The sequence below is a fragment of the Paenibacillus sp. sgz302190 genome, from assembly GCF_059820445.1.
The window spans coordinates 66,793-91,795 of record NZ_JBZYAO010000035.1 but is presented as its reverse complement, the minus strand read 5'-3'; the positions used below and the strand labels follow the sequence as shown (position 1 = coordinate 91,795).

Sequence of the window (25,003 nt, the reverse complement as noted above, 5' to 3'; positions counted from 1 at the left end):
ACTGTTCGAGAGACATTGTTTTCGGTATTATAATCGTAATCAGTATATTTTTTCTTTACTGTATTATCGCTATATAGTACATAATATTCCGGGTATCCTCCTTCGTTTTGATTATAGCTGATAGACTTTGCATTTTGTAAATTTGGCCATACTCCGGTAACATCAACTGTTCGAGAGACATTGTTTTCGGTATTATAATCGTAATCAGTATATTTTTTTACTATTAATGGTGATAGTGATGCATTGTAAAGATATACATTTCCATAGACACTATCGTATACTCCCTTTGTCACAGATGGATTCTGCGTTAAACTTTCTGGAATAGATGAGGTTCCATTGTTTGCTGGATTAACTAAACCATAACCGGTTAAAAAGTCTTTTCCAGAAGGCCCCAAATCAATTGTGTTTTTATCTAGTTTCTCACGTAGTGTAGAACTAACTAGTTTTGGATCATTTTCTTTCAACAACGCCGCTTCCCCCGTCACAAAAGCCGCAGCCATCGACGTACCGCTAAGCGATGTGTATCCATTATTCAGATACGTACTCGTGATTCCGACTCCTGGCGCAACAACTTCCAACTCGCTGCCCGTCGATGAAAACGGCGCACGCTGGTTGTTCTGATCGACGGCCCCGACCGATATTACCGAGCTGTATTTGGCCGGGTACTGAATCGTATCTCCCGATCCTTCCGCATTCCCCGCGTTGCCTGCCGATGCCACCACCAGCAATCCGCTGGAGTATGCTTTATCAACCGCATTGTGTAACGCCGGTGAATCAATGCTTGTCGCAAAGCTGAGATTGACGATATCCATTTTATTGTCAATGGCCCAATCGATACCGGCGATCACATCCGATAAATAACCCGCTCCGCGTGAATTCAGCACCTTTACGGCGTATAGCGATGCATCCGGCGCCATGCCGACGACTCCGACATCGTTGTTTTTCGCGCCGATAATACCCGCTACATGCGTACCATGCCCGAAATCGTCGTCATACGAGGTTGTATAATCAACGAATGACGCCCCGCCTGCAACTGTTAAATCCTCATGATTCAACGAAATGCCGGAATCGAGCACGGCTACCTTAACGCCTTTTCCGGTAAAACCGTTGTTCCACGCATAAGTCGCTTGAGTCGCGGTAATCCCCCAATCCGCGATTTGAGCCGTTGATTGCAGCAAAATATCCGGCTCCACCGATGCGACGGACGGGTCTTTTTTCAGGTTCTCGACCTCTGCCGCATCCAGCGTAACAGCCGCGGTCGGAACGCGTTTATGTTCTCTTTTCAGCTTGCCTTTTGATTTTTGAATGACCTTGGCATCTACTTTACTTTTGAATGTTACGACATAGCGCTTCTCCCCACCGGGTTTTTGTGGCGCAGCCTCAATGCTTCCCATCGGCACCAGAACAACGGATACAATGAGGGCAAGGCAAAACATTGAAAGTTTTTTTAGCACTTTGAACACGATCCCTTCTTCGAATGATTTCCGATCTCCAACCCAGGAACGATTCAGTTCCATGAAACTCCTTTCTATGACAAAAATACCCACAGCAACAAGAATACTACTTTCAAGCTGGATTGGCTTTATCGAAAAATGTCGATCAATAAGAACATTTGTCGCATTGGATAAAATAAAATCAAAAAAGCACAGCCGATAAGCTGTGCTTTTTTCCAGGCGGTCTGCGAAAGTCGGGGTCCCGGTTCGGCAGACCTGGCCAACGGGAAAGCCTGCGAAAGTGCAGGAATTTTCCGCGAAAATGGCTCATTTTGCCGAAAAGCCTGCAAATGTACAGGAATTTTCGGCGAAAGGGGACCTGAGCCCCTTCGCGCAGCGAAAAGCCTGCACAATTGCAGGAATTGCGCGGGGCAGGCGCATGAAGGGGCAAAAGCCTGCACTTTTGCAGGCTTTCTTCGCGCCAAGCCAAGCACGGCCCCTCTGGCGGCTATGCCTCCCCCTTTTTAAACCCCCGCCCCCTCCTTGCGGTATTGATTGGGTGGGAGGCCGACGACTTTTTTGAACGCCGTGCTGAAGTAGTGCTGGGACTCGTAGCCGACTTGTTCGGCGATGATCACGATGGGCAGGTCGGTCGATGTGAGCAGGTGGATGGCGTGCTTGATGCGCGTCTGGGTGAGCAGGCTGATGAACGAGATCCCGGTTTCCTGCTTAAAGACGCGGCTTAGGTACACTGGCGACACTTTCAGATCGTTCGCCACTCCTTCGAGGGTCAGGTCGGGATTGGCGAACTGCCTGCCGATGATCTCTTTGGCCGAGCGGACGAACGGGGACAGCCGGGTTTCCTTGTAGGCCTCGGCCCTCGCCTGCTGGTAGGCGGAAGCGAGCGAAGTCACATCGCCGGTTACGGGAAGGAAGGCCGAGACGGTGCTTATTTTCAAATATGCGGAAATGGCCCGATCGATTTGCAGTGCGACGCTCTCCGGGGCCTTTTGCCACAGCAGCACGACCGGCATCCCCATGTGATCGCGGAATTTTACCATCCCGTCGTACGGCTGCAAGATCTCCTCGACGATATTTTCAATCGCGAACAGGTACAGCTGGCGGTCCTTTTCGGACAGCAGTTCCTTGCCTCTGGAAACGCCCGGCCAGCGGATGACGCCGATCATCGCCGGAGCGGCCGCAGGCATGTTCAGGAAGGTCAGCTGCTCCACGATTTCGCCCTCGCTGAGCTCGCCTTCGATCCACTCCAGGCAAAACCGCTCGCGGAGCAGCGAAAAGTTGCGCTCAATCTGTTTGGAGGCCATCAGCAGATGTTCCTCGTTTTTGAGCGACGTTTCCAGCCGTTTCGCCGCTTTGTCCAGCACCTCGCAGAGCTGCTGCGGGTTGACGGGCTTCAAAATGTAATCGTCGACGTTAAGCCGGATCGCTTCCTGCGCGTAGGCGAATTCGTCGTGCCCGGTGATGATGATGATTTTGCACGCGGGAAGCTGCTCCTTGATATGGCCGATTAAAGTCATGCCGTTCATAATAGGCATATTCAGATCGACCAGCATAATGTCCGCCCGATGCGCCAAAGCGAGCTCCAGCGCCTCTTCCCCGTCCTCCGCCTCGGCGGCAACCTCCAGGCCCAGGCGCGGCCAGTCGACACAGTCGCGAATGCCCTCCCGGATGTTCGGTTCGTCGTCCGCGATGAGAACTTTCCATGCTCGCTGCATGCTCACATCGCCTCCCTCCTTCGAATGACGGGATGAATGATCGTCACTTTCGTTCCCTGCCCGCGCTCGCTCGTCATGTGAACGCCATAGGCTTCGCCGTATGCGAGCCGGAGCCGCTCCTGCACGTTAAGCAGCCCGTACCCCTCGCCGGAAGCCGATGAAAGCCCAATTCCCCTGGCGGCGTTCGATGGGGACTCGAATCCCCCGGTGGCGCCCGGCGAGGGTTCACCTGCCTCAGTGGCCGATCCGGACAGGGATCGGCGCAATCTGGCGAGCGTCTCCTCCGGCATGCCGGCGCCGTTGTCGGCAATTTCCATCACCACCCGCTCATCCTCCCAATAAGCGCGGATCGCAATGCTGCCGGGGCCCCGCCGCTCCTTGATGCCGTGATAGATGGCGTTCTCCACGATCGGCTGCAAAATCACTTTCAGCACATACAAGTTGTCAAGCCTCGGGTCAATATCGATGCTGTAGTTCAGCTTATCCCGGTATCTCGTCTTTTGAATCGTCAGATAGCTCTGGATGTGCGCGATCTCCTCGGCCAGCGGGATCATTTCATTGCCTTTGCTGAGGCCGATGCGGAAAAGCCGGGACAGCGATTCCACGACTTCCGTCACCTCGTGCGCACCGCTTTTGCGCGAGAGCCACTGGATCGTATCCAGCGTGTTGTACAAAAAATGCGGCTTAATATGCGCCTGCAAGCTGCGCAGCTCAGCCTCCCGCTTTTTCCGCTGTTCCTCTTCCACAATGCCGATGAGCTTCGTAATTTGCAAAAGCATCGCATTAAAGCTGCGGCCCAGCATGCCGACCTCGTCCTGGCGCCCGTCTTTGAAGCGGATCGACAAATTCCCGTCCTCCGCCCTCCGCATGAAAGACATCAGCTGCCAAATCGGCTTCGATATGGTGTACGACAAGTAGGAGGAAGCGGCGATGCCCAGCAGACAGGCGACAAAGATGAAAATGATCAGATACAGCCGGATTTCCCGCACTTCCATAACGGTTTCTTTCGTTGAAAATACGCCGACGGTCGTCCAGTTCGTAAAAGGAGATTTGCGGAAAATAAACTGCACCCGCTGCCCGTCGATCACCTTGGAAAATACACCGGACGGATTGTCCTGCGTCCATTTCAGATCGATCCGGCCGACGATCGGGTGCGGCGGCGTGTAGATGCTGTCGCCCTGATCGTCGATCACCGTCAGGTAACCCGACTTGCCGAGGTGGACGTCCTTGACCGTCTCGGCAATAACGCGCAGCTTCAGGTCGATCAGCACGACGCCCTGGACATTTTGCGTTTCCGGGTCCACGATCGCCCTGACGACTGAGACAACATCTTCGTCTTTGTAGTTGACATGCGTTGTAACGTTCCGGCCGGCCGGATGGCCGAGCAGCTTGAAAATCCCTTTTTCCTCAACGGCTTCCTTGTACCACTGCTCCTCCGTCAAACTGCGGCTTGTACGCGCATACATTTCATTGCTGATGTATTCGCCGTTCGCGTTCACCACCAAAACACCCGCGACTTCGGTATATAACGTCGTAAAGCCCTGCAAAAACTTCCGCATATCGTACATTTCCGATTCGGGCTGCTTGACACTGCTGTACAAAAACCGCTTGATTTGCGGGTTGAACGAAATGAAATAGGTCATATTTTGCAAATTGCCAGCGTAAAACTCCAGCGACTTGTTAACATTACCAATCAGTTGGGAGGTGTGGTCGTTCACCTGCTTTTCGATAATCGTATCGGTCGCCCAGTCGATCAGCACCCCCAGGCAAATGGCGGGCAGCATGCTGATCAGCAAAAAATGCATGATCAATTTATACCGGATCGGCCAGTTATTCAGCTGGAACCAGCGCACCGTTTGCAACCGCTTTACATTGGTTCGGGACTGTCCGCCGTTATTTCGCATAGTAGTTGTCCACGTTCTGCTGCGTAACGATCGAAATGCCGGTGTCGACGTAGGTCGGCACTAGCGGAACGCCCGAATGCTGCCAGTCGGCGATCGGCTGCACGATCTCGTGCTTCAGGTGGAAAAGCTGCATAAGCGACCAGTAGCCCATGTTCCACGTTCCCTGCGCCAGCGTCGCCGAGATGACGCCGTTTTTGACCATATCCAGCGTCCCCTTGTCGGTGTCGAAGCTGATGATTTTCACCTGTGGCAGCCGGTTCGCGCTGCGGACGGCAGCGCCGACGCCTACGCCGCCGTTGGCTTCCGTGGCGAATATCCCGGCCAAATCGGGATATTCGCCGAGCAGTTCCCGGGCCGCGCCGCCGGAAACCAACTGATCGCCTTTGCCGTCCTCCACGGCAACGATCTGCATGCCCGGATACTCGGTACGAATCGTATCCTGAAAACCTCGCGTCCGCTCCTGATGATTGAGCTGGCCGGGCAGCGTGATGACGGCGGCTTTGCCGCTGCCGCCTGTCAACGCCGCCATTTGATGCGCCGCCTTGACGCCCGCGTCATAATTGTCCGTGCCCAAAAAAGAGTAAGCTTTGCTCTTTGGAGCCCCCGAATCGAACAGCACGACCGGAATGCCGGCCTCCACCGCTTTATTGATCGAGACGATGAGCTCGTCGGGATTGATCGCGGATACGGCGATGCCTGCGGGCTTTTTGGCAATCACCTGCTCCAGCACCGTTCTTTCTTCATTGACGTCGTACTGCGTAGCACCACGGTACTCGACGGATACGTTCAGCACGTTCGCCGCGTCCTCAAAGCCCTTCAGACAGCTTTTCCAGTAATCGATGCCGGACTGGAAATTGACCATGACGTATTTTTCCCCGATATCGCCGTGCAGCCCGCTGTACATCGAATCCGCCGACCGCCGCGAAGCCTCGCGAAAATCGTACACATACAAAAACAGCAAAAACGTTGCAATGAGCGCAGCATAGATCATCAAGAGCTTTTTCAACGTATCCACCTCGCTTGATCCTTCTATGCCTCAATTATAGCAAGCGGTACCATCGCCCGCAGGCTAATTTTGCGCAGACGGTCAAGCGGTTTTCGACTTGTTGTAAATATCAAAGCCTACGGCAAGCAAAAGGACGAGCCCTTTGATGCCCTGCTGCCAGTCAATGCCCAGGCCGACAAGCGACATGCCGTTGTTCATGACGCCCATAACCAGGCCGCCGATGATCGCTCCGATGACGCTGCCGATCCCTCCGGTCGCCGAAGCGCCGCCGATGAAGCAGGCCGCAATGGCATCCAGCTCGAAGTTGACGCCCGCTTTTGGCGTGGCCGCATTCAGCCTTGCCGCAAAAACAAGCCCTGACAGCGCCGCCAGCACGCCCATGTTAACGAATACCCAGAACGTGACTTGCTTCGTTTTCACGCCGGACAGCTTCGCCGCCTTCTCGCTGCCTCCCAGCGCATAAATGTGCCGGCCCATCACCATGCGGTTCATCACAAACGTATATATGACGACGAGGACAAAAAGCAGAACAAGAATGTTCGGAATGCCTTCGTACGTAGCCAGCACATAAGTAAACACGTTGATGACGGCGACGATCGCAATCAGTTTCGCAGCGAACAGCCCTCCGTGCATAACTTCAAAGCTGTATTTGATTTGCGTCCGGCGAGCCTTCCATTCCTTCCACACAAAAACAAGCGACAGCACAGCGCCGATGATCAGCGTCAGCACGTGAATTGTGCTCGTGCCGGGAAGATCGGGCAGGAAGCCGGAGCTGATTTTTTGAAAAGCTTGCGGAAACGGCGCAATGGACTGCCCCTTCAGGACGATCATCGTCAAGCCGCGGAACAGCAGCATGCCTGCCAGCGTTACGATGAACGATGGAATTTTCACGTAGGCGACCCAAAAACCTTGCCAGGCCCCCACCAGCGCCCCGATCAAGAGCGAAATGACGAGTGCCAGCACGAACGGCATTTTCATCTCCACCATCATAATGGCCGAAACCGCTCCGACAAAAGCGGCGACCGAGCCTACCGAAAGGTCGATATTGCCCGTTATGATCACGAGCAGCATCCCGATGGCCAGCACCAAAATATAGCTGTTCTGCAAAATCAGATTCGTAACATTTAACGGCTTTAACAAAATGCCGTCCGTTAAAATTTGAAACAATAAGGTGATTAAAAGTAAAGCAAGTATCATCCCGTACTGCCGGATGTTGCTTTTGAACAATTTGCCCAGCGTTTGCATTACGCTTCTCCTCCCGCTCCGGTCATATATCGCATCAATTTCTCCTGTGTCGCCTCTTCCCTGGGCAGTTCGCCGGTCAAACGCCCTTCGCTCATCACATAAATGCGGTCGCACATCCCAAGAATTTCCGGCAGTTCGGAGGAAATGAGCAGAATGCCCTTGCCTTCCATCGCCAGCTGATTGATGATCGTGTAAATTTCATATTTGGCTCCGACGTCGATCCCGCGCGTAGGCTCATCGAGAATGAGCAGATCCGGACCGGCCAAAATCCATTTGCCCAGGACGACCTTCTGCTGGTTCCCGCCGCTCAGATTCACCGTCTTTTGCGTGATGCTTGGCGTCTTGATGTTCATAAGCGAACGGTATTTCTCCGCTTCCACGATTTCCCGGTTTTCGTCCACGACCAGCCTTTTGGACAGCTGCTTCAAGCTGGCGAGCGAAATGTTGCGTTTAATGTCCTCGATCAAAATTAATCCGTAATTTTTCCGGTCTTCCGTCACATAGGCGATTCCGTGCCCGATCGCTTGATTAATGGTGTTAACGGTTATTTTTTGCCCATCCTTGTAAATGTGCCCGCTGATCTTCTTGCCGTACGACTTGCCGAAAATGCTCATCGCCAGCTCCGTGCGCCCTGCGCCCATCAATCCCGCAATGCCGACAATTTCGCCGCGCCGGATATGCAGATTGATGCGGTCAAGCACCTTGCGGTCTTCCTGCGACGGATGGTACACATTCCAATCCTTCACTTCAAAAAAAGGCTCTCCGATTCTCGGCTCCCGCACGGGATAACGGTGCGTCAAATCGCGCCCCACCATGCCCTTGATGATGCGGTCCTCCGTCACCTCGCTGCTCCTTGCGTCCAGCGTCTCTATCGTTTGCCCGTCCCGCAAAATGGTGATCGAATCGGCCACCTTGGAGATTTCATTCAGCTTGTGTGAAATGAGTATCGACGCGATGCCCTGCTTCTTGAACTCCAGCAGCAGGTTCAGCAGATTGTCGCTGTCCTCTTCATTGAGCGCAGCCGTCGGCTCATCCAGGATGAGCAGCTTCACTTTTTTCGACAGCGCCTTGGCGATCTCGACCAGTTGCTGCTTGCCCACACCGATGCTCGAAATGAGCGTATTCGGCGATTCGTTCAGACCGACTTTGTCCAGCAGTTCCCGCGTTCGGACGATCGTTTCGTTCCAGTCGACAATGCCGCGCCGGCTCTGCTCATTGCCGAGAAAAATATTTTCCGCTATAGATAAATAGGGAATCAGCGCCAATTCCTGATGAATGATGACAATCCCTAGTTGTTCGCTTTGTTTGATGTCCTTGCATGCCACGAGCTTGCCGTCGAACCGAATATCCCCGCTATAGGAGCTGTGCGGATACACGCCGCTGAGTACTTTCATCAGCGTCGATTTGCCGGCGCCGTTCTCTCCCAGCAGGGCGTGAATTTCACCGTGCCTGACCTGCAAATTGACATTCTCCAGCGCCTTCACGCCGGGAAACGTCTTCGTTATGTTTTGCATCTCCAAAATCGAATCCGTCCTGCTCATGCTTTTCACCAAACTTTCTTCGTGTGACATAGTTCCGCGGGACCGTCTCGGCCCGGGCCAAAAGGGCGCGAAGATCGAGTGCGGGTGACGGGGGCCCGGTCAGAGCGTGTGCCGCCGCAAAGGGCGCGGGGGCGCAGGCTCACGCTGCGGGACGGGCGAGCCCCTTGAACGGACACGACGGCAACCTTTAGCTGGCGGCCGCCGCATCCTGTCAAGACGCTGCCCCTTATTTTTGCAGCTGCTCTTTTTTGTAGTAGCCGCTGCCGACGAGAATGGACTCGTAGTTGGACTTATCCACAGATACTGGCTCCAAAAGGTATGCAGGTACGACTTTCACGCCGTTGTTATACGTTTTGGTATCGTTGACTTCGGCTTCTTTTCCTTGAAGCACAGCATCCGCCATAGCTACCGCTTTTTTCGCGAGCTCGCGCGTATCTTTGAACACGGTTTGTGTTTGCTCGCCGGCGATGATCGATTTCACGGAAGCGAGCTCCGCGTCCTGGCCGGAAATGACCGGCATCGGTTTATCGGCACCGCCGTAGCCGACGCCTTTCAGGGAAGAAATAATGCCGATGCTGATGCCATCGTAAGGGGACAGGACAGCGTGCACTTTTTCGGACGAATAGTTTTTGCTGAGCAGGTTATCCATTCGCGATTGAGCGACGGAACCGTCCCAACGAAGCGTAGCCACCTGCTCCATCGACGTTTGCTTGCTGCGTACAACGAGCTTGCCGCTGTCCATGTATGGCTTCAGCACGGACATCGCCCCGTCGAAAAAGAAGTATGCGTTGTTATCGTCGGGCGATCCCCCGAACAACTCGATGTTGAACGGACCTTTACCGTCTTTGAGGCCGAGCTTTTGCTCAATGTAGGAAGCTTGCAACACTCCTACTTTGAAGTTGTCGAAAGTCGCGTAATAGCTGACGAATTCGCTCTTTTTGATCAGGCGGTCGTATGCGATCACCTTGATTTTGGCGGCGTTCGCTTTTTTCAGCACGTCCGTCAGCGATTCGCCGTCGATCGGCGCGATGACGAGAATGTTCACGCCTTTGGTGATCATGTTCTCGATCTGCGACACCTGGTTTTCCACGATGTCCTCCGCGTACTGCAAATCGGCTTTGTAGCCGAGCTTTTCGACTTCCTTCACCATATTCGCACCGTCGCTCACCCAGCGCTCCGACGATTTCGTCGGCATCGAAATGCCCACCTTGCCCTCCGCTTTAGCCGCGGTCTTCGTTTCGGCCGCCGCCTTCGTGGACTCGGGCGCTGCCGTCGCCTTCCCGGCATCCCCGCTGCCGCCGCTGCTGCCACTTCCATTGCCGCAGGCTGCCATCACAAGCACCACCGCTAACATGATGAATACGGATACAATCTTCTTCACTTCAACTACCCCTCTCCATTTTGGTGTAGTTCGAGTATAAAACGGAAACCCACGGCCGTCTTTTCACGGAAACTACTGTTTTTTATAAAAAATAAACATAAGTTCACGGCAGCGCAAAAAGACGCGTCAGTGAGCATGGCGTGCAGAAAGCCTGCCAAAGTACATCTTTTTGCTCGTTGGTGCGCCTGCAATGAAAAATCCCTGCAAATGTGCAGGTTTTTGCCGCTGTAACGTAGGGATCGGGCCAGCATGAAGGGAAATTCCTGCACAATCGCAGGCTTTTCGCCCAAACTAGCCGTTTCTTTAGAAAAAGCCTGCACTTTTGCAGGCTTTGCGGATTTTCAAGCTGCTTATCATTCCGCTTGTCAAGTCACACCCTCGGCTCCTCCCTCGGCTGCGCCGCCCCATAAACCACCTTCCCCCGACTCGATGCGGCGACAAAAAAAGGCTTCCCAGCCCCGTACAGGGCCAAGAAGCCTTATCTTTTATTTCGTGACGGTTACGACAACCGTCGTTCTCATATTGGAGTAAGTTACGGTAATTTTGGTTGAGCCTTTACCCGTAGCTTTAATCAGCCCGTCTTTGACATCGGCGACCATAATGTTGGATGAGGTCCATAAAGCAGGTTTGGTAACATCATCCTCGGAGCTGTCGTTGTACGTAGCCAAGGCGCTTACCTGATAGGTTTTACCTTCCTGGAGCTCGACTTTGACGACATCCGTTTTTAAATATTTCAGCACGTCGTTCTCAACGGGAACCGTGATCGTTCTGCCGCCGAAGGTAGCGGTCAGCAGCGTTTTACCGGAACCGATGGCCGACACCAATCCGTTTTTCACATCGGCAACTTTATAATTTTGCGATTTCCAGCTTGCGGAATTGGTCACATCTTTCTGCGTTCCGTCCGACAGAGTTGCCGTCAGTTTAAGCTGCACCTGCCCGCCGCGTTTCAGGGCAACGAAGCGCTGATCCGCCTCCAAATTTGAAATGACGCCGATTTCGACCGGAATGCTGACGCTTTTGCCCCCGAAGGTTGCAGTAATCGTCACTTTGCCTCTGGCAACGGGCGTTACTTTCCCTTTGGACACTTGCGCGACTGCGCTGTTGCTCGTTTTCCAATCGGCTTCGCTGCTCACATCTCGATCGGCCCCGACCAGATCCGTTGCTGTCAGTACGATCGATCTTGTTTCATTGAGATCCATCACAATGTTCATCGGATTTGCCGCAAGCGCGCTAGCCATATCCACTTGAACCGTAATTGTAACGGTCTTGCTGTCCAGTTGACCCGTGATCGTCGTTTCGCCCGAAGCGATCGCTTTGATGGTACCGGATGAAACGGTAGCTATATTAGCGTTCGAAGTTGACCAGATTGCATCCGAAGTTACGGTTTTTGTTGTTTCGTCCGTGTAGGTGGCAGTCAATTTAACCGAGGCCGTGTTGCCTTTTTTCAAAATCAGTTTCTCTTGGTCGGCCACCAGCGTTTTCAACACTCCGACAGATACTTGAACAGTTGCGGTCCGGCTGCCGTATTTGGCCGTTACCGTGGCCGAGCCTGTAGCAAGCCCCGTGATGTACCCGCCGCTAACTTCCGCGATCGTGTCGGAACTGGAGGTCCAGTCCGCTTTTGAAGTGACGTCTTCTTCTCTTCCGTCTTTGTACACAGCGGTCAAAGTAATTTGTTCGAAACCGCCCGCCTGGAGGTTGACGATTTTTTTGCTCGGCTTGATTTGATTCGGGATGTCCACTTCCACTTTCGTGGTTGTCGTCTTGCCGCTGTAAGTAGCCGTCACTTTGGCCGATCCGGCTTTGTACGCGGTGATTTTCCCTTTGTTGACATAAGCGACGGAATCGTTGTCCACCGTCCACGCAGCATCGTTCGTTACATCCTTGGTCGTTCCGTCGGCAAAAGTTGCGGTCAAAGTCAACTGCTGCGTTTTGCCCGCCTGCATGGATACCTGATCCTGGTTCACTTCCAGTCTGCGAGGAACTTCGACGTCAACGTTGGCCGTTACACTTTTGTCCCCGTATTTGGCGGTGATCACCGCTTCGCCTATGCTATTTGCGCTAAGAATACCTTTGGTCACATACACGTTGCTGTTGCTCGAAGTCCATTCCGCGATATCCGTTACGTCTTTTATCGTGCCGTCCGCATAAGTTGCGGTCAATTTAAGCTTCCCTGTCGTACCTTTCTTGAGCAGCAAGTCCTGTTTGTCCAAATCCAGCTTCAGCGTAGCATCGACATCGACCTTGATTGTCGTCGACTTCGTGCCGTAGCTGGCCGTAATCGTCGCCGTACCGGCTCCGTAGCCGGTAATCGTGCCTTTGAGGGCGTCGGCGACCGATTCTTTGTCGGAGGTCCACTCGGCGTCAGCCGATACGTCGGCGACCGTGCCGTCCGGATAAGTCGCCATCAGCTTGATTTTCTGGGTGCCGTTCAAAAGCAGCGACACGTTCGATTTTTCCGCATCGACGCGCTTTACGATCTCAACGTCAACCGGCAGGGTCAACGTCTGGTTCGCATATTTAATCGTAACCAGCGTCGAGCCCGGGCTTTGCCCTTTCACCAGACCGTTCGTCACGGTGACGATCGAACTTTCGCTAATCGAATAGTCGGCTTTGCTCGTCACATCTTCCGTTGTGCCGTCGTCGTAATACGCCGTAATCAGCAGCTGTTCGCTTTTGCCGAGCCGCAAATCCAGCGATTGCTTGTCTTTGGTGAGCGATTTTACTTTTTTGGTAACCGTAACGTTGACGATTTCCGTTTTGCCCAAATATGTCGCGGTAATGACGGCCTTTCCTTCGCTCTTGGCGGTCACTACGCCGGCGTATACGGTAGCAATGTCCGAAGAGCCGGAATTCCAGTCCGTTTTGACCGTTGCCGTTTCCGTCGTTCCACTGGTATACACCGCAGTCGCTGTGAGAGTCGCAGTATCTCCGACCTGCAGCGTCAGTTCGTTTTTGCTGAGCACCAGTTTGGAAATACTATCCGCGGCTTCTGCAGTCCATGTTAACCACGAATTGCTTGCCACCATGAAAATAAGTGCGATCAATAACCATCTGCTGAGTCTGAGCCTCATCCTACGCGTACCTCCAAGTTAACATCATAAAAATGGTATATCTTTACATGGTATATCGGCATGAGGCTTCCAAATGTGAATAGCAAAAAAAAGGCCGCCTGCAAGACGGCCCGTCTCGTTCCCATTCCGACGCTCCGACGATGTCCCGCATCGTCCCCGGCGGAGCCCGTCAGCTCCACAAACGGTCGTTTCCCCAGTAGTGGTCCCATTCCGGGGTCGGCTCCCAGAGGCCCGGGATGCGCGGGTGCAGGTGCTCGCGGATGACCTCGTCATTGAGCGATTCAATGCCGAGCCCCGGGCTGTCCGGCACGACGATGTAGCCCTGGTTCACAATCGGCTTGGGCAGCCCGTTCACAAGATCGTCCCACCAGGGCACGTCGACGGAGTGATATTCGAGCGCGAGGAAATTTTCCGTCGCCGCTACGCTGTGGACGGCGGCCATGCAGGCGATAGGGCTTTCGGCCATATGCACGGCCATCGCCACGCCGTACTCCTGCGCCATATCGCCGATCTTTTTGTTCTCAAGGATGCCGCCGGACGTAAGCAGGTCGGGATGAATGACGGAAACTCCGCCCGCTTCCAGCAGCGGCCTGAAATTCTCTTTCAAAAAAATATCCTCGCCCGTGCAAATCGGGATGCGGCTCTCGCGCGCCAGCCGCACGTACTGATCCGTATACTGCCACGGAATCATATCCTCGAGCCAGGCGAGATTGTACTTCTCGATCCGGCGGGCGAGCTTGATGCAGTCCTCCACGCCGATGTGGCCGAAATGATCGATCGCCAGCGGCACTTCGTACCCGATAACGGCTCTGACTTCGGCCACGTACTGCTCCAGCAGCTCCAGTCCTTTCTCCGTGACGTGGATGCCCGTAAACGGATGCGCGACGTTGAACGCATCGTAATTCCGGCTGCGCAGCCTGCGGTACTCGTCATCCGCCTCGCCGCCGGCTTTTCTGGCGGCGTAATAAGCCCGCGCCGCTTCCTGCATCTCCTGCAAATAGCCCAGCGGAGCGCTGAGCGTCCCTGGCTCGTGGATGATCTGGCCGATGCCGAGGTCCATTTTCAGGAACGTAAAGCCCCGCTCCATCCGCAGCTTCAGCGCTTGGCCCATTGCCGTTCCGCTGTCTTTGGCGCCTGCGTCCGTGTCGCAGTACATGCGGATGCGGTCGCGGAATTTGCCGCCCAGCATCTGGTACACGGGGATGCCGTAAGCTTTGCCGGCGATATCCCACAGCGCAATTTCCAGGCCGCTCACGCCTCCGCCCTGCCGGGCATGGCCGCCGAACTGCTTGATGCGGCGGAACAGCTTGTCGATCTGGCACGGGTTCTCGCCGAGCAGCCTGCTTTTGAGCATTTGGGCATACACTTTGTCCGCGCCGTCGCGCACCTCTCCGAAACCGACAATTCCCTGATTGGTGTACACCTTGATCAGACTGCAGTGCATGGGCGCATCTGTGATATCGGCGAAGCGAATATCGGTAATGCGCAGCTGCGAAGGCGCCGAGTGTGTATTTACATGCGCAAGAGTTTGTTCATAAGTTTCCGTATGCCGCTGCATCGCGTTCCGCTCCTTTGTTAGCGGGTCAGGCCTCCAAAGCCCTTCCCTTTCTCACTAACTACGATAACGGAAAGCGCTCCGCTTTTCAGCGCGGTAAACTTATCATTTTGTTGGATTTTTTCTGCAATTCGTCACATATGCATCCTATCCCGCATATACATAATTTGTTTGAAACTATGCGATTGAGGTGGTTTAACATGTTGGCAACACGGGGAATCGAAGAGAAGCAGGAAGTCATGGACACACTGTGCGAAATGGGTTTGGATCAAATCGCAAGATGGATCAAAGTTTTGCCCGAAGACAAGTGGGAAAACATGTTCGTTTCGACCTGGCCGACGCTGGCAAAAAAATGCGGCGTTCACAAATAGCTTTCTCTACATATCTGGAGAATGCCCCACGCTCTGCGCACCGCGCGGGGCGTTATTTGTGCCGTACGGCCGGGGCGGGGCGCACGGCAAAAACGCAAGACAAGCTACAACTCCCGCCCGGCCGCAATGGCCTGATCGAGCTTTTGCAGCATATGGCCGATACCTTTGCTGCCGAGGAGCGGATAGGTGACCGTTGTGTTCGTTCCGAACACTTCCGGAATGATTTTTGTGAACTTTTTGCCGCCCAGCATCACAATTTCACCACACTGATCTAGCCCCTTCTCCACCGCCTGGGACCGCAGCTCAGCCATAGTAATAAGATCGGGACTTTTCGTGCCGAACGCCGTGTCATAATTGGAGGGAACCCGGTCCTCCGGAAAAAGAAAGCCGTGCTTCGCCGAAAGAATGACCCACTGCGGGAAAAACAGCTTGGCGTACGCCTGGCACTTCTTGTGCAAAGCCCCGATGTACACTTGTTCCGCAGGGTAGGGGCCTGTACCGGCGCCATCCTTATCCCATATTTTTTTGGCTCCGCAAAGCATGATGCATAGCCTCCCGCCAGTCCGGCGCTCCATTCGCCCATCTCCCGTTCCGATTAAGGATTTGCCCATACGAATTTGTAGCCGAAGCCCCGTACGGTCACAATGTACCGGGGATCCGCCGGGTCCCGCTCGATTTTTTTGCGGAGCATCCGAATGTGAACCATGACCGTCCGCAAATCGCTGGCCTTGTCCCAGCCCCAAATCTGCCCGTACAAATGCTCGACGCTGAACACCTGATTGGGGCGGTTAGCCAAAAACAACAGCAGCTGCCGCTCCTTGGCGAACAGGGTGATGCGCTGCCGGTCCACGTAAATGTCGTAATTGTCCGGATCGATCCGCAGCCATTGGTCCTGCCAGGCCAGCCTCGTTCTTTGGCCGGATTCCTGCATCCCGGCGCGGAATCGCCGCAGCTGCGCCTTCACGCGGGCGACGACGACATTCGGCTCGAACGGCTTGGTGATGTAGTCGTCGGCTCCGAGCTCAAGCCCGTCCACGACATCCTGCGGATCCTGCTTGCAGCTGATGAAAATGATCGGCAGGCTGGATTGCTTGCGAATGCGCTGCGCCAACTCGGTTCCAAGCAGGTCGGGCAGCAAAATGTCCGTCAGCAGCAGATCGTACGATTTCTCATGAAACAGCCGCAAAGCCGATGCGCCGTCGCCGGCAACATCCACGGCAAGGCCGTTTTTGTGCAAATACATCGTTACGATTTCCCGAATATCGGCGTCATCCTCCACGAACAGAACCTGATCTCCCATCTCCTGTGCCTCCTCTCAACGCGTCAGCCTCCGCTTGATCCATCCACTGCACCGGAAGCGTGAAATAAAAGATGCTCCCGCCTTCCCGCGCATGTGCCAGCCCCATTTGGCCGTTATGATATAAAATAATTTCCTTGCTGATGGAAAGCCCCAGGCCGCTCCCCCGCGATCCCGCCGTCTTCCCTTCGTTCACGCGGTAAAACCGGTCGAATACAAGATCCTGCGCTTCCGCAGGAATACCCGGCCCGGTATCGATCACCCGCACTGTGACCTCCCCTTCCGGCCGGCCGGTATAATGAGCCTCGACTTCAAAAGTGATCCGCCCTCCGGCCGGCGTATACTTGCGCGCGTTGGACAGGAGATTGGCGATCACCTGCTCGATACGGATCGGATCGGCGGCGATGACAGCCGCAAGCCCCCGCTCGGCCGCTTCGCCGGATTCCCGGAACTCCCCGTGCACCGCATGATCCGGCAGCTCCGATTCATACAGATGATACAGCTTGCGCAAAAAGGGCACCGCCTCCATCTGCTGGAAATCGAAGCGGACTTGCCGCGTTTCCAGCTTCATCAATTCCGTGACGTTATGGATCAGTCGTTCCATGAGATACGTCCGCTCGTAAATGCGCCGGATATATTTCAAATAATCGTCCGTAATGACACCGTCCAGCATGGCGCTGGAGTACCCCCTGATGGTCGTAAGCGGCGTCCCCAGCTCATGCGAGATATCAGATAGCAGACGCTGCCTGAATTTGGCCATGCGGGAAAGCTCTTCGTTCGCCTCTTCGAGGTGGCGGTTCGTCAGCTGCAAATCCAATGTCCGCGCTTCCACCGTCCGCTCCAGCGATTCGTTGATCGATTGCAGCTGTACGGTCAACGATTCCGCATGACGGTACGTTCTTGAAAATTTGGACGAGATATTGAGCGATTGCGTAAACAGGAAAAGCGAAATTCCGTACGGTGTAAAATCCCCGATCGCCGTCACCTGATTGAAAAACAAAATATCAAGGCCGGCGGACAGGCCGAATGCGGCAAATCCGACCAAATTATATGCGGAGCCTTCTTTCTTTTGCATAAAAGCCCGCACGTATATGACCAATGTATAAACGAGGATGGGCACCGCCACCAACAAATGATACGGCAGCATCAGCAGCGTATAGACTCGGGCCGGTGTCAACAAAACAAGGGCGATGAACAACCCCTGCACGACATACGAGGCCGTTACCGCAAACGAACGCTTGCCTCTCTCATATTCGTTGTGGATAAATAAGACGAGCATCAGCAGCCCGCAAAATGCGGAAATATATTCGGCTTTCACGGCGGTCTCCCAGCGGATGCCCGAGAATAGGTAAAGCCCAGTCGCCTCGCCCAGCAGCACGATTCTGGCCGATACGGCAAAGCACAGCCCGGCAAAGTAGAGCGGCGACCAATCCTTTTTGCGGAACAAGTATAGGCTGACATGGTAAAGGCCCATCACGAGGAGGCCGCCCACAACGAACAGTTCCGAGGAAAACCGGGTGGTGCGCTCGCGGCCGATAGAGTCCGCATTGCCGAGACGGATCGATTCCCAAATGCCTCCCTTGCGCTGAACAAAGTTGGACACCTGGATCACCAGCTCGTTATCGCCGGGTTTCGGTTGAAAATAGACGACTTTCGGGTAATTGACGGGCACCATCGATTCCCGGGACGTTCCGACGACGCCGTTGCCCGTTTCTTCATGCCCGTTGATCCACAGCCGGTAGGCGGTTGCAACGCCGCGCACGTACAGCCCCATCGATGGTTGCTCCCCGGACTCCGGCATTTTGACGATCAGCCTGTAAGTCGCATAGCCTTGATTGGGCAAAACCTTGCCCCCGATCCGGTAAGCCCCCCATTGGGACGGAACATGGGCGTACACGGGCTGCGGGCGGTCGCCGCTTTGCAAATCTTTGGGGCTCAAAAGCCGTTCCCAATAAAACTCCCAGTCGCCTTCAAGCGCCATATTGCTCATGCGAGCGACGTCCATGCCGGACAGGTCCACCATGCCGGGCGACCGGACGGGCTCATCCTTGGCGCTTGCCGGACACGCAAACAGGAACAGTCCAAGCGCAACCGTCAGCAAAAAGAATCCTCTCATCGTTCAATCTCCACATGCCGTTTCTTTATCTTTTTAGCTTAGCATCCCTCGCGAACCCGAACAAGAAAAAACGACAAAAACCGAGCAAAATTCACAAAAAGAAACCGCGATCTGCGCAAAATCATCGCCCGACCGTTCCCTGATCCGTTTAGCCCGGCCTGCGCGGAAAGCTGCGGAAGTCGGACTGTGGAAAAACTCGCCCGCCGGTATCGGCATACCTGCTTGGCAGTGCGGTAAATACCTGCAAACGTCTGACCACCCTGAAACCCGCACGCCTGAGCCGAATCCACCACAATTTGCCTGCCTGTACGAAGAAAACCTGCAAACGTCTGACCACCCAGAACCCGCACGCCTGAGCCGAATCCACCACAATTTGCCTGCCCGCACGTAGAAAACCTGCAAAAGTCTGACCACCCTGAAACCCGCACGCCTGAGCCGAATCCATCACAATTTGCCTGCCTGCGCGAAGAAAACCTGCAAAAGTCTGACCGCCCTGAAACCCGCACGCTAGAGCCGAATCCACCACAATTTGCCTGCCTGCGCGAAGAAAACCTGCAAACGTCTGACCACCCAGAATCCCGTACGCCAGAGCCGAATCCACCATAATCTGCCTAGCTGCACGAAGAAAACCTGCAAAAATACATGAATTTACGTCCTTGATCGCTGGCCACGAAGAATTCCTGCAAATGTGCAGGTTTTTCAGCGAATACATGGGCTCAGACTCACTTTCAGCGGAAATTCCTGCACTTTTGCAGGCTTTTTGCCAAAACGAGCCCCTTTCACGGAAAATTCCTGCACTTTTGCAGTTTTTCACCCCGCCAAGCCCAGGTTCCCATGTTTCGCCCTGAACCTTACAATTTACGGATAACGCCTATCGTAACATAAATCTGAATGTCTCCGTCCCCATCGGATTCCGCATATTGAACAAAGGCGATTCGATCATGAAGCATCCAATAAGCACTGATATTCGCATCACTGCTAAAAAAGGATTCCGCAGCATCGAATATAGAATTATCCTGGCTGGTAGGCTCGGGCATAAAATCACAAAAAACTTGTCTATCGTCCCCTGCAATGTATGGAGGTTCGGTAAACTTCAGTTCATCCTTTATCAAATCAACAATATCAACAAAAAACTGAGAATTGCTCTCTTTATGTTGTTTTATCGTCATTTCGTATTGCTCCCGGCGTCTGTCTTCATCTTTAAGCAATTCTTCATCATCTTCGCCAAACCGCTCGGAATCCTCGTAATCGAGGCTGATCATTCTAACTATTTGATTCGTATTATCGACAAAAAATTCGGCTCCCCCTAATGAATCGGATCCCCAGTGATCGATGGGCGTCTCTTCATCCGGAAAATCAGTTTCCATTAATTCTTTCATTAATTGAGGCGTATTCTTTATCTTGGTGACAAACTTTTCATTAAATCTGCTGTAAAAATCACTATTTAATTTCATCAATTCTACATCTCCTCAGCTATAAAAAATATGTTCGTCTACATATCTTAAGCTTACCGAAAACTCAACCGGAGCGGAAGACTTCCCCACCCCGAAATTTGTTTCCGGCTGCGCCAACAGAACGTCGCGACGAGTCCCCCGAGCCGGCGAGTCGGGCAGCAGGACCATAAGTAAAGCGGTTTCAAAAAAAAGGATTCGCTCTGCAAATGAGCGAATTATTTAGAAGGTAGAAGTTATCGTCTATAGGAGGAACGAATGTTGAAGCCTGTTACCGTTAAAGATTTGGTCGATCGCTTTTCGCTGGAAATTCTCACCGGGCACTCGGAGCTGCACCGGACGATTGTCAGAACGCGGGCGCACCGCCCCGGTCTGGAGTTTGTCGGCTATTTCGACTTCTTTCCACAGGAGCATGTGCAGCTTCTCGGCAGAAAAGAAATCACCTACTTGCATACATTAAGCGAACAGGAACGAAATTTGCATATCGGCAATATCGTCAAGTACCATCCGCCTTGTTTTGTCGTGACGAGGAATCAGGAAGGTCTCAAATATTTAACCAAATACTGCGAGGAGGAAAAAATCCCTCTGCTGCGGACGGCGGCCCCGACATCCAAATTCCAGGAACTGGTTGACATCTATTTAAGCAAATCGCTCGCGCAGGAAATCGCGATTCACGGCGTTTGCGTCAACGTGTCGGGCATCGGCATTTTGCTGCGCGGCAAATCGGGCGTGGGCAAGAGCGAAACCGCGCATACGCTGATCCGCCGCGGGCACCGGCTTGTCGCCGACGACGTCGTCGTGCTGAAAAAAATCAGCCCGGAGACGATTCTCGGCACCCACAACGGAAAGACGAAGGAATTCCTTGCGCTGCGCAGCATCGGACTGATCAACGTATCCCGCCTTTACGGAAGAAAGGCGTTTCAGGACGAAACCCGCATCGTGCTCGATATCGAGCTGACCAAATGGCAGGACAACACCTTGAACAACGACCTGGAGTTGGAAGAAAAATTCACGGAATATATGGATATCAAAATCCCCCATATCGAAATTCAGCTCCAGCCCGGCAGAGATGTCGCCGGTCTCGTGGAAGCCGCCGCCAATAACTGGTACCTGCGTCAGCAGGGCTACAGCGCAGCGGAAGACTTCATGAAGCGGCTGCAAAACGACATGGGATAGCGGCCCTGGCAGCATGTGATTGACCTAACCGCCGTCATGCGGCAGCCCCACCGCTCGCGTGCAAAAAAACCCAAGCATCAGGCAGAGAGCCCGAGGCTTGGGTTTTTTGCTTGGGTTTTTCGTTTGGGTTTTCGTTTGGGTTTTCGTTTGGGTTTTCGCTTAGATTTCGCTTAGGTTTCGCATAGGTTTTCGCTCGGGTTTTCGTTTGGTTTTTCTCTTGGGTGTTCCCTTACGTTTTGAACCGATGCGCCATCATTTGCAATTCGGACGACATGATGCTGAGCGATTCTCCCGAAGAAGTCAGCTCCTCCATCGCCGCCAGCTGCTCTTCCGTGGAAGAGGAAATCACATGCGCCAAATTGTTCGCCTGATTCGCCATCCGCTCGATCTCCTGCAAGGAGGCGGAAATTTCCTGCGAGCTGGCCGACATTTGCTCGGCGGCGGCCGAAGCCTCCTGGACCTGGTTCACGACGCTCCGCGTGGCGTCCAGAATGCGGACGAAAGCCTCGCCCGTATGCCGGATCGCCTGAACGCCGGCCGCCACTTCCTGCTCGCCTTGATCCATCGCCGCACCCGCCTGGCTGACATCTTCGAGAATCGCCTCGATCAGCTCGGCGATCTCTGAGGCCGATGCCGTCGACCGTTCCGCCAGCTTCTTCACCTCGCCGGCAACGACGGCGAACCCTTTGCCTTCCGCTCCCGCGCGTGCCGCTTCAATCGACGCATTCAGAGCGAGCAAATTCGTCTGCGCCGAAATATCCGTAATCACCTTGACGATATCGCCTATGTACTGGGAGCGCTCCGTAAGCTTGGAGACAATCTCCGCTAAATGATTGACCGTCTGGCTGACGGCGTTCATCTGCTCGGAGGACTGGGTAATGAGCAGATTGCCTTGCTCCGCTTCCTTCAGCGTCATTTCGGACGCTTCGTAAGCCGTTGCCGACGTCATCGCGATCCGCTGAATGCCGACGGCCATTTCTTCCATCGCTGTCGAGCTTTCATTCACACTGCGTGCCTGAACCTCGTTGCTGGAAGCCATTTCCTGAACGGACGCCGAAATTTGATTGCTGGCCTTGGACGTCTCTCCGATGGATTGGCTCAGCTCATGGGACGAGTCGGCCAGCTTGTCGGAGTTGGACAAAAGGCCCGCCACCATTTGCCGGAAATGATTGTACATCCCTTCGAAAGAAGCGGCAAGCTCGCCAATCTCGTCTTTATTTTTGACTTTAAAATCGGCCTGCCTCAAATCCCCATCGGCTATCCGCTCGGCCTGACGCGCCAGACGCGTAAGCGGCCTCGAAATATGAAGCGCGAACAGCGTCATTACGACTCCGCCGACCACCCAGCAGACGATTAACGTAATGAGAATCGAGTTCAGGATGTGCGTTTCTCCCGAAGTGTAGTCCTGCATATAGGAGCCGGCCGAAATGACCCAACCCCAATCCGGACTGACTGCGGAGTAGGCGATTTTCTCCGCTTCCTTGGAAGAATTGGGCAAAGGCCAGTTGTAGATCGTATAACCTCCGCCGGACTGCGCTTTTTGAACCATATCTTTTATGTAATAAAAGCCGTCGGACGTTTGCTTGTTTAAAATATTTTGGCCTTCCAGGGAAGGATGAGCCAGCAAATCGCCCTGCGAATTCAAAACGAAAAAGTAACCGTTCGGACCGAGATTCACCGTGCTGTTAATCGTACGCTTTCCGTCTTTCTTTACTCCGACCAGCATTTCCTTGACTTTCTCCTGGGCTTCCTCTTTCGAAATCATTCCCGTTTTCGAGGCTTGTTCAAAAGACGTGGTCAGTTCCAGACCCATTTTAACCATGTTTTGCAAGTTGCTGCGGATCAATGCATCCGATTCAGTGGAAGATACTTCGTAGCTGACAAAACCCAAAACGGAAACGGGCAGCAGCAGCATAAACAGCGAAGTAAACAGCAGTTTTTTACGGATCGTCAATCGCCAAAATTCTCCCTTTTTCAACACGTCACTCCCCCTTGGAGACTAAGTCTTTAGTCCGTTGTAATACGATCAATCATACTAAAAATTTGCTTCCATTGTCCTCCTCATGTTACGCGCTTTCATGAATTTTTTGTGACATACGGAGCTGTTCAAGGAACCCGGTGAAACACGGCTCAGGTTAATAAATCAAGTTGTTCAGCCTCATTCCTCTCCGCTTGATGACTTTGATTTACTCTTTGATCGTATTGATCTCCCCACTCTTTCATCAACAAAATAATAGGCTCCAGCGTTTTCCCAAACTCCGTTAACGAATACTCCACCTTCGGGGGCACTTGGTTATAGCTCTTTCGCGTAACGATTCCTTCACGTTCAAGATCCCTCAATTGCAATGTAAGCGTATGATGAGTGACTTGGGGGTAAATCCTTCGAAGCTCATTGAATCGCTTTGTCCCGCTTAACAGGTGATAGATAATAACTCCCTTCCATTTTCCGCCGATAACATCCAAGGTTGTTTCAACCGGACATTGTTTTCTTGAAGGATTTAACATCCAGAACATCCCCTCTAGGTATTTTTTTTGATACTTAATATCAATTATTTGCGTACTTTTTGTATGTTACTAATTTTAATATAATGATGTTGTTAAGAGCAATCCATATTTAGAAGGGATGATAAATTTGAGTACAAAGTCTGAAATGATGAGGGCCGTCGGTTTATATGAGTATCTGCCAATCGAACATCCGGAAAGTCTGTTAGATGTAGAAGTACCGAAGCCTTTCCCAACAGGGCGCGATATTCTGGTCGAGGTAAAAGCTATCTCTGTCAACCCGGCTGATCCAATCGTACGTGCCTACGACAATAAAGTTGGGGAGCCTCCTTATATACTTGGATGGGATGTAGCTGGAGTTGTCGAACAGGTGGGACCGGATTGCACGTTTTTTAAGCCGGGAGATGAGGTATTTTATGCAGGAAGTCTCATTCAGCCAGGGGGCAACAGTGAATTTCATTTAGTGGATGAACGGATCGTCGGTAAAAAGCCTTCGACGCTAGATTTTGCAAATGCTGCATCGTTGCCTTTAACGGCGATTACTGCTTGGGAAAGTCTATTTGATAGGCTCGGCATTTCTTGGACTCCCGAAGCTAACAAAAACAAATCGATTTTGATTATCGGTGCCGCAGGAGGCGTTGGGTCGATAGCTCTGCAACTTGCTAATTTGGCAGGACTAACTGTTATCGGAACGGCATCCAGACCCGAATCGGTTCAATGGGTTAAGGAGTTTGGCGCAGATTTTGCAATCAATCATTACGAGGCATTTTTGCCGCAATTGCAGAAGATCGGCTTCGACCATGCAGATTATATTTTGTGCCTAAATAACACGGATCAACATTGGAACAACATGACGCAAGTTATCGCCCCTCAAGGCAAGATCTGTCTCATCGTGGAAAACGAAAACCCTGTTGCGCTGGGCTTATTGAAGAGTAAAAGCGTTACAATTGTTTGGGAGACGATGTTTACAAGGTCGACTTTTCAAACAGAGGATATCGAAGAGCAGCATCTTTTGCTGAACCGGTTAGCAGAGCTTATAGATGAAGGGAACATTCGAACTGCCGTTACTGAGCGAATGTCGCCGATAAACGCTGATAACTTAAAACTTGCCCATGCCAAAATCGAATCCGGAAAAACAATCGGCAAAATCGTACTGGAACATTTCCGGTAAGTCGGAATGGCGGCCAATCTTGGCCGCTTTTGTCCGTAAAAGGC

The 25,003-nt window shown here is 53.0% G+C and carries 19 protein-coding genes; 3 read left to right on the top strand and 16 right to left on the bottom strand.

Going from position 1 to position 25,003, the window contains the following annotated elements; all coding sequences use genetic code 11:
* The 9 genes from AC6RNO_RS28510 to AC6RNO_RS28470 form a co-directional block, all read right to left on the bottom strand.
* A partial coding sequence (locus AC6RNO_RS28510) for a S8 family serine peptidase (RefSeq protein ID WP_497107558.1) occupies positions 1 to 1,517 on the bottom strand: 1,517 nt, incomplete at its 3' end.
* A 440-nt stretch (positions 1,518 to 1,957) separates the two neighbouring features.
* Entirely contained in the window at positions 1,958 to 3,169 is a 1,212-nt protein-coding gene (locus tag AC6RNO_RS28505) for a response regulator (RefSeq protein ID WP_497107560.1), read from the bottom strand.
* Between the two features lie 2 nt (positions 3,170 to 3,171).
* Complete coding sequence (locus AC6RNO_RS28500; RefSeq protein ID WP_497107557.1) at positions 3,172 to 5,073, bottom strand: histidine kinase; 1,902 nt, start codon at positions 5,071 to 5,073, stop codon at positions 3,172 to 3,174.
* Positions 5,063 to 6,079, bottom strand: coding sequence for a substrate-binding domain-containing protein (locus AC6RNO_RS28495; RefSeq protein ID WP_474685787.1), 1,017 nt, complete (start codon positions 6,077 to 6,079; stop codon positions 5,063 to 5,065). Before AC6RNO_RS28495 ends, AC6RNO_RS28500 begins: the two co-directional genes overlap by 11 nt.
* An 81-nt stretch (positions 6,080 to 6,160) precedes the next feature.
* Positions 6,161 to 7,324, bottom strand: coding sequence for a multiple monosaccharide ABC transporter permease (gene mmsB / locus AC6RNO_RS28490; RefSeq protein ID WP_474685681.1), 1,164 nt, complete (start codon positions 7,322 to 7,324; stop codon positions 6,161 to 6,163).
* The gene (gene mmsA, locus AC6RNO_RS28485) at positions 7,324 to 8,865 is read right to left on the bottom strand and encodes a multiple monosaccharide ABC transporter ATP-binding protein (protein WP_474685683.1); all 1,542 of its coding nucleotides are present in this window, start codon (positions 8,863 to 8,865) and stop codon (positions 7,324 to 7,326) included. Before mmsA ends, mmsB begins: the two co-directional genes overlap by 1 nt.
* 226 nt (positions 8,866 to 9,091) lie before the next feature.
* On the bottom strand, positions 9,092 to 10,246 hold the full coding sequence (gene chvE / locus AC6RNO_RS28480; protein ID WP_474685685.1) for a multiple monosaccharide ABC transporter substrate-binding protein: 1,155 nt from the start codon (positions 10,244 to 10,246) through the stop codon (positions 9,092 to 9,094).
* A gap of 485 nt (positions 10,247 to 10,731) precedes the next feature.
* On the bottom strand, positions 10,732 to 13,320 hold the full coding sequence (locus AC6RNO_RS28475; protein WP_497107556.1) for an Ig-like domain-containing protein: 2,589 nt from the start codon (positions 13,318 to 13,320) through the stop codon (positions 10,732 to 10,734).
* Between the two features lie 169 nt (positions 13,321 to 13,489).
* Positions 13,490 to 14,878, bottom strand: coding sequence for a mandelate racemase/muconate lactonizing enzyme family protein (locus AC6RNO_RS28470; RefSeq protein WP_488436978.1), 1,389 nt, complete (start codon positions 14,876 to 14,878; stop codon positions 13,490 to 13,492).
* A 197-nt stretch (positions 14,879 to 15,075) separates the two neighbouring features.
* Between AC6RNO_RS28470 and AC6RNO_RS28465 the strand changes: the two genes are divergently transcribed.
* Entirely contained in the window at positions 15,076 to 15,246 is a 171-nt protein-coding gene (locus AC6RNO_RS28465; protein ID WP_474685691.1) for a hypothetical protein, read from the top strand.
* A gap of 104 nt (positions 15,247 to 15,350) precedes the next feature.
* Here the strand turns inward: AC6RNO_RS28465 and AC6RNO_RS28460 are convergent, their stop codons facing one another.
* The 5 genes from AC6RNO_RS28460 to AC6RNO_RS28440 form a co-directional block, all read right to left on the bottom strand.
* Complete coding sequence (locus AC6RNO_RS28460; protein ID WP_474685693.1) at positions 15,351 to 15,821, bottom strand: DUF6884 domain-containing protein; 471 nt, start codon at positions 15,819 to 15,821, stop codon at positions 15,351 to 15,353.
* A gap of 20 nt (positions 15,822 to 15,841) precedes the next feature.
* Positions 15,842 to 16,546: a response regulator gene (locus tag AC6RNO_RS28455; RefSeq protein WP_474685695.1), complete on the bottom strand. Its 705-nt coding sequence runs from the start codon at positions 16,544 to 16,546 to the stop codon at positions 15,842 to 15,844.
* The gene (locus AC6RNO_RS28450) at positions 16,515 to 18,659 is read right to left on the bottom strand and encodes an ATP-binding protein (RefSeq protein WP_497107555.1); all 2,145 of its coding nucleotides are present in this window, start codon (positions 18,657 to 18,659) and stop codon (positions 16,515 to 16,517) included. The genes AC6RNO_RS28455 and AC6RNO_RS28450 overlap by 32 nt, the downstream gene beginning before the upstream one ends.
* A 148-nt stretch (positions 18,660 to 18,807) precedes the next feature.
* The gene (locus tag AC6RNO_RS28445) at positions 18,808 to 19,371 is read right to left on the bottom strand and encodes a hypothetical protein (protein WP_497107554.1); all 564 of its coding nucleotides are present in this window, start codon (positions 19,369 to 19,371) and stop codon (positions 18,808 to 18,810) included.
* Between the two features lie 139 nt (positions 19,372 to 19,510).
* Positions 19,511 to 20,113, bottom strand: coding sequence for a hypothetical protein (locus tag AC6RNO_RS28440; RefSeq protein ID WP_497107553.1), 603 nt, complete (start codon positions 20,111 to 20,113; stop codon positions 19,511 to 19,513).
* A gap of 258 nt (positions 20,114 to 20,371) precedes the next feature.
* Here AC6RNO_RS28440 and hprK point away from each other — a divergent pair, with 258 nt between their 5' ends.
* Complete coding sequence (gene hprK / locus AC6RNO_RS28435; RefSeq protein ID WP_474685789.1) at positions 20,372 to 21,286, top strand: HPr(Ser) kinase/phosphatase; 915 nt, start codon at positions 20,372 to 20,374, stop codon at positions 21,284 to 21,286.
* Positions 21,287 to 21,515: 229 nt separating this feature from the next.
* Here the strand turns inward: hprK and AC6RNO_RS28430 are convergent, their stop codons facing one another.
* Positions 21,516 to 23,267: a methyl-accepting chemotaxis protein gene (locus AC6RNO_RS28430; RefSeq protein WP_497107552.1), complete on the bottom strand. Its 1,752-nt coding sequence runs from the start codon at positions 23,265 to 23,267 to the stop codon at positions 21,516 to 21,518.
* 149 nt (positions 23,268 to 23,416) lie between these two features.
* The gene (locus AC6RNO_RS28425; protein WP_474685705.1) at positions 23,417 to 23,791 is read right to left on the bottom strand and encodes a winged helix-turn-helix transcriptional regulator; all 375 of its coding nucleotides are present in this window, start codon (positions 23,789 to 23,791) and stop codon (positions 23,417 to 23,419) included.
* Between the two features lie 118 nt (positions 23,792 to 23,909).
* Between AC6RNO_RS28425 and AC6RNO_RS28420 the strand changes: the two genes are divergently transcribed.
* Complete coding sequence (locus AC6RNO_RS28420; RefSeq protein WP_497107551.1) at positions 23,910 to 24,959, top strand: zinc-binding alcohol dehydrogenase family protein; 1,050 nt, start codon at positions 23,910 to 23,912, stop codon at positions 24,957 to 24,959.
* Positions 24,960 to 25,003 lie beyond the last annotated feature (44 nt).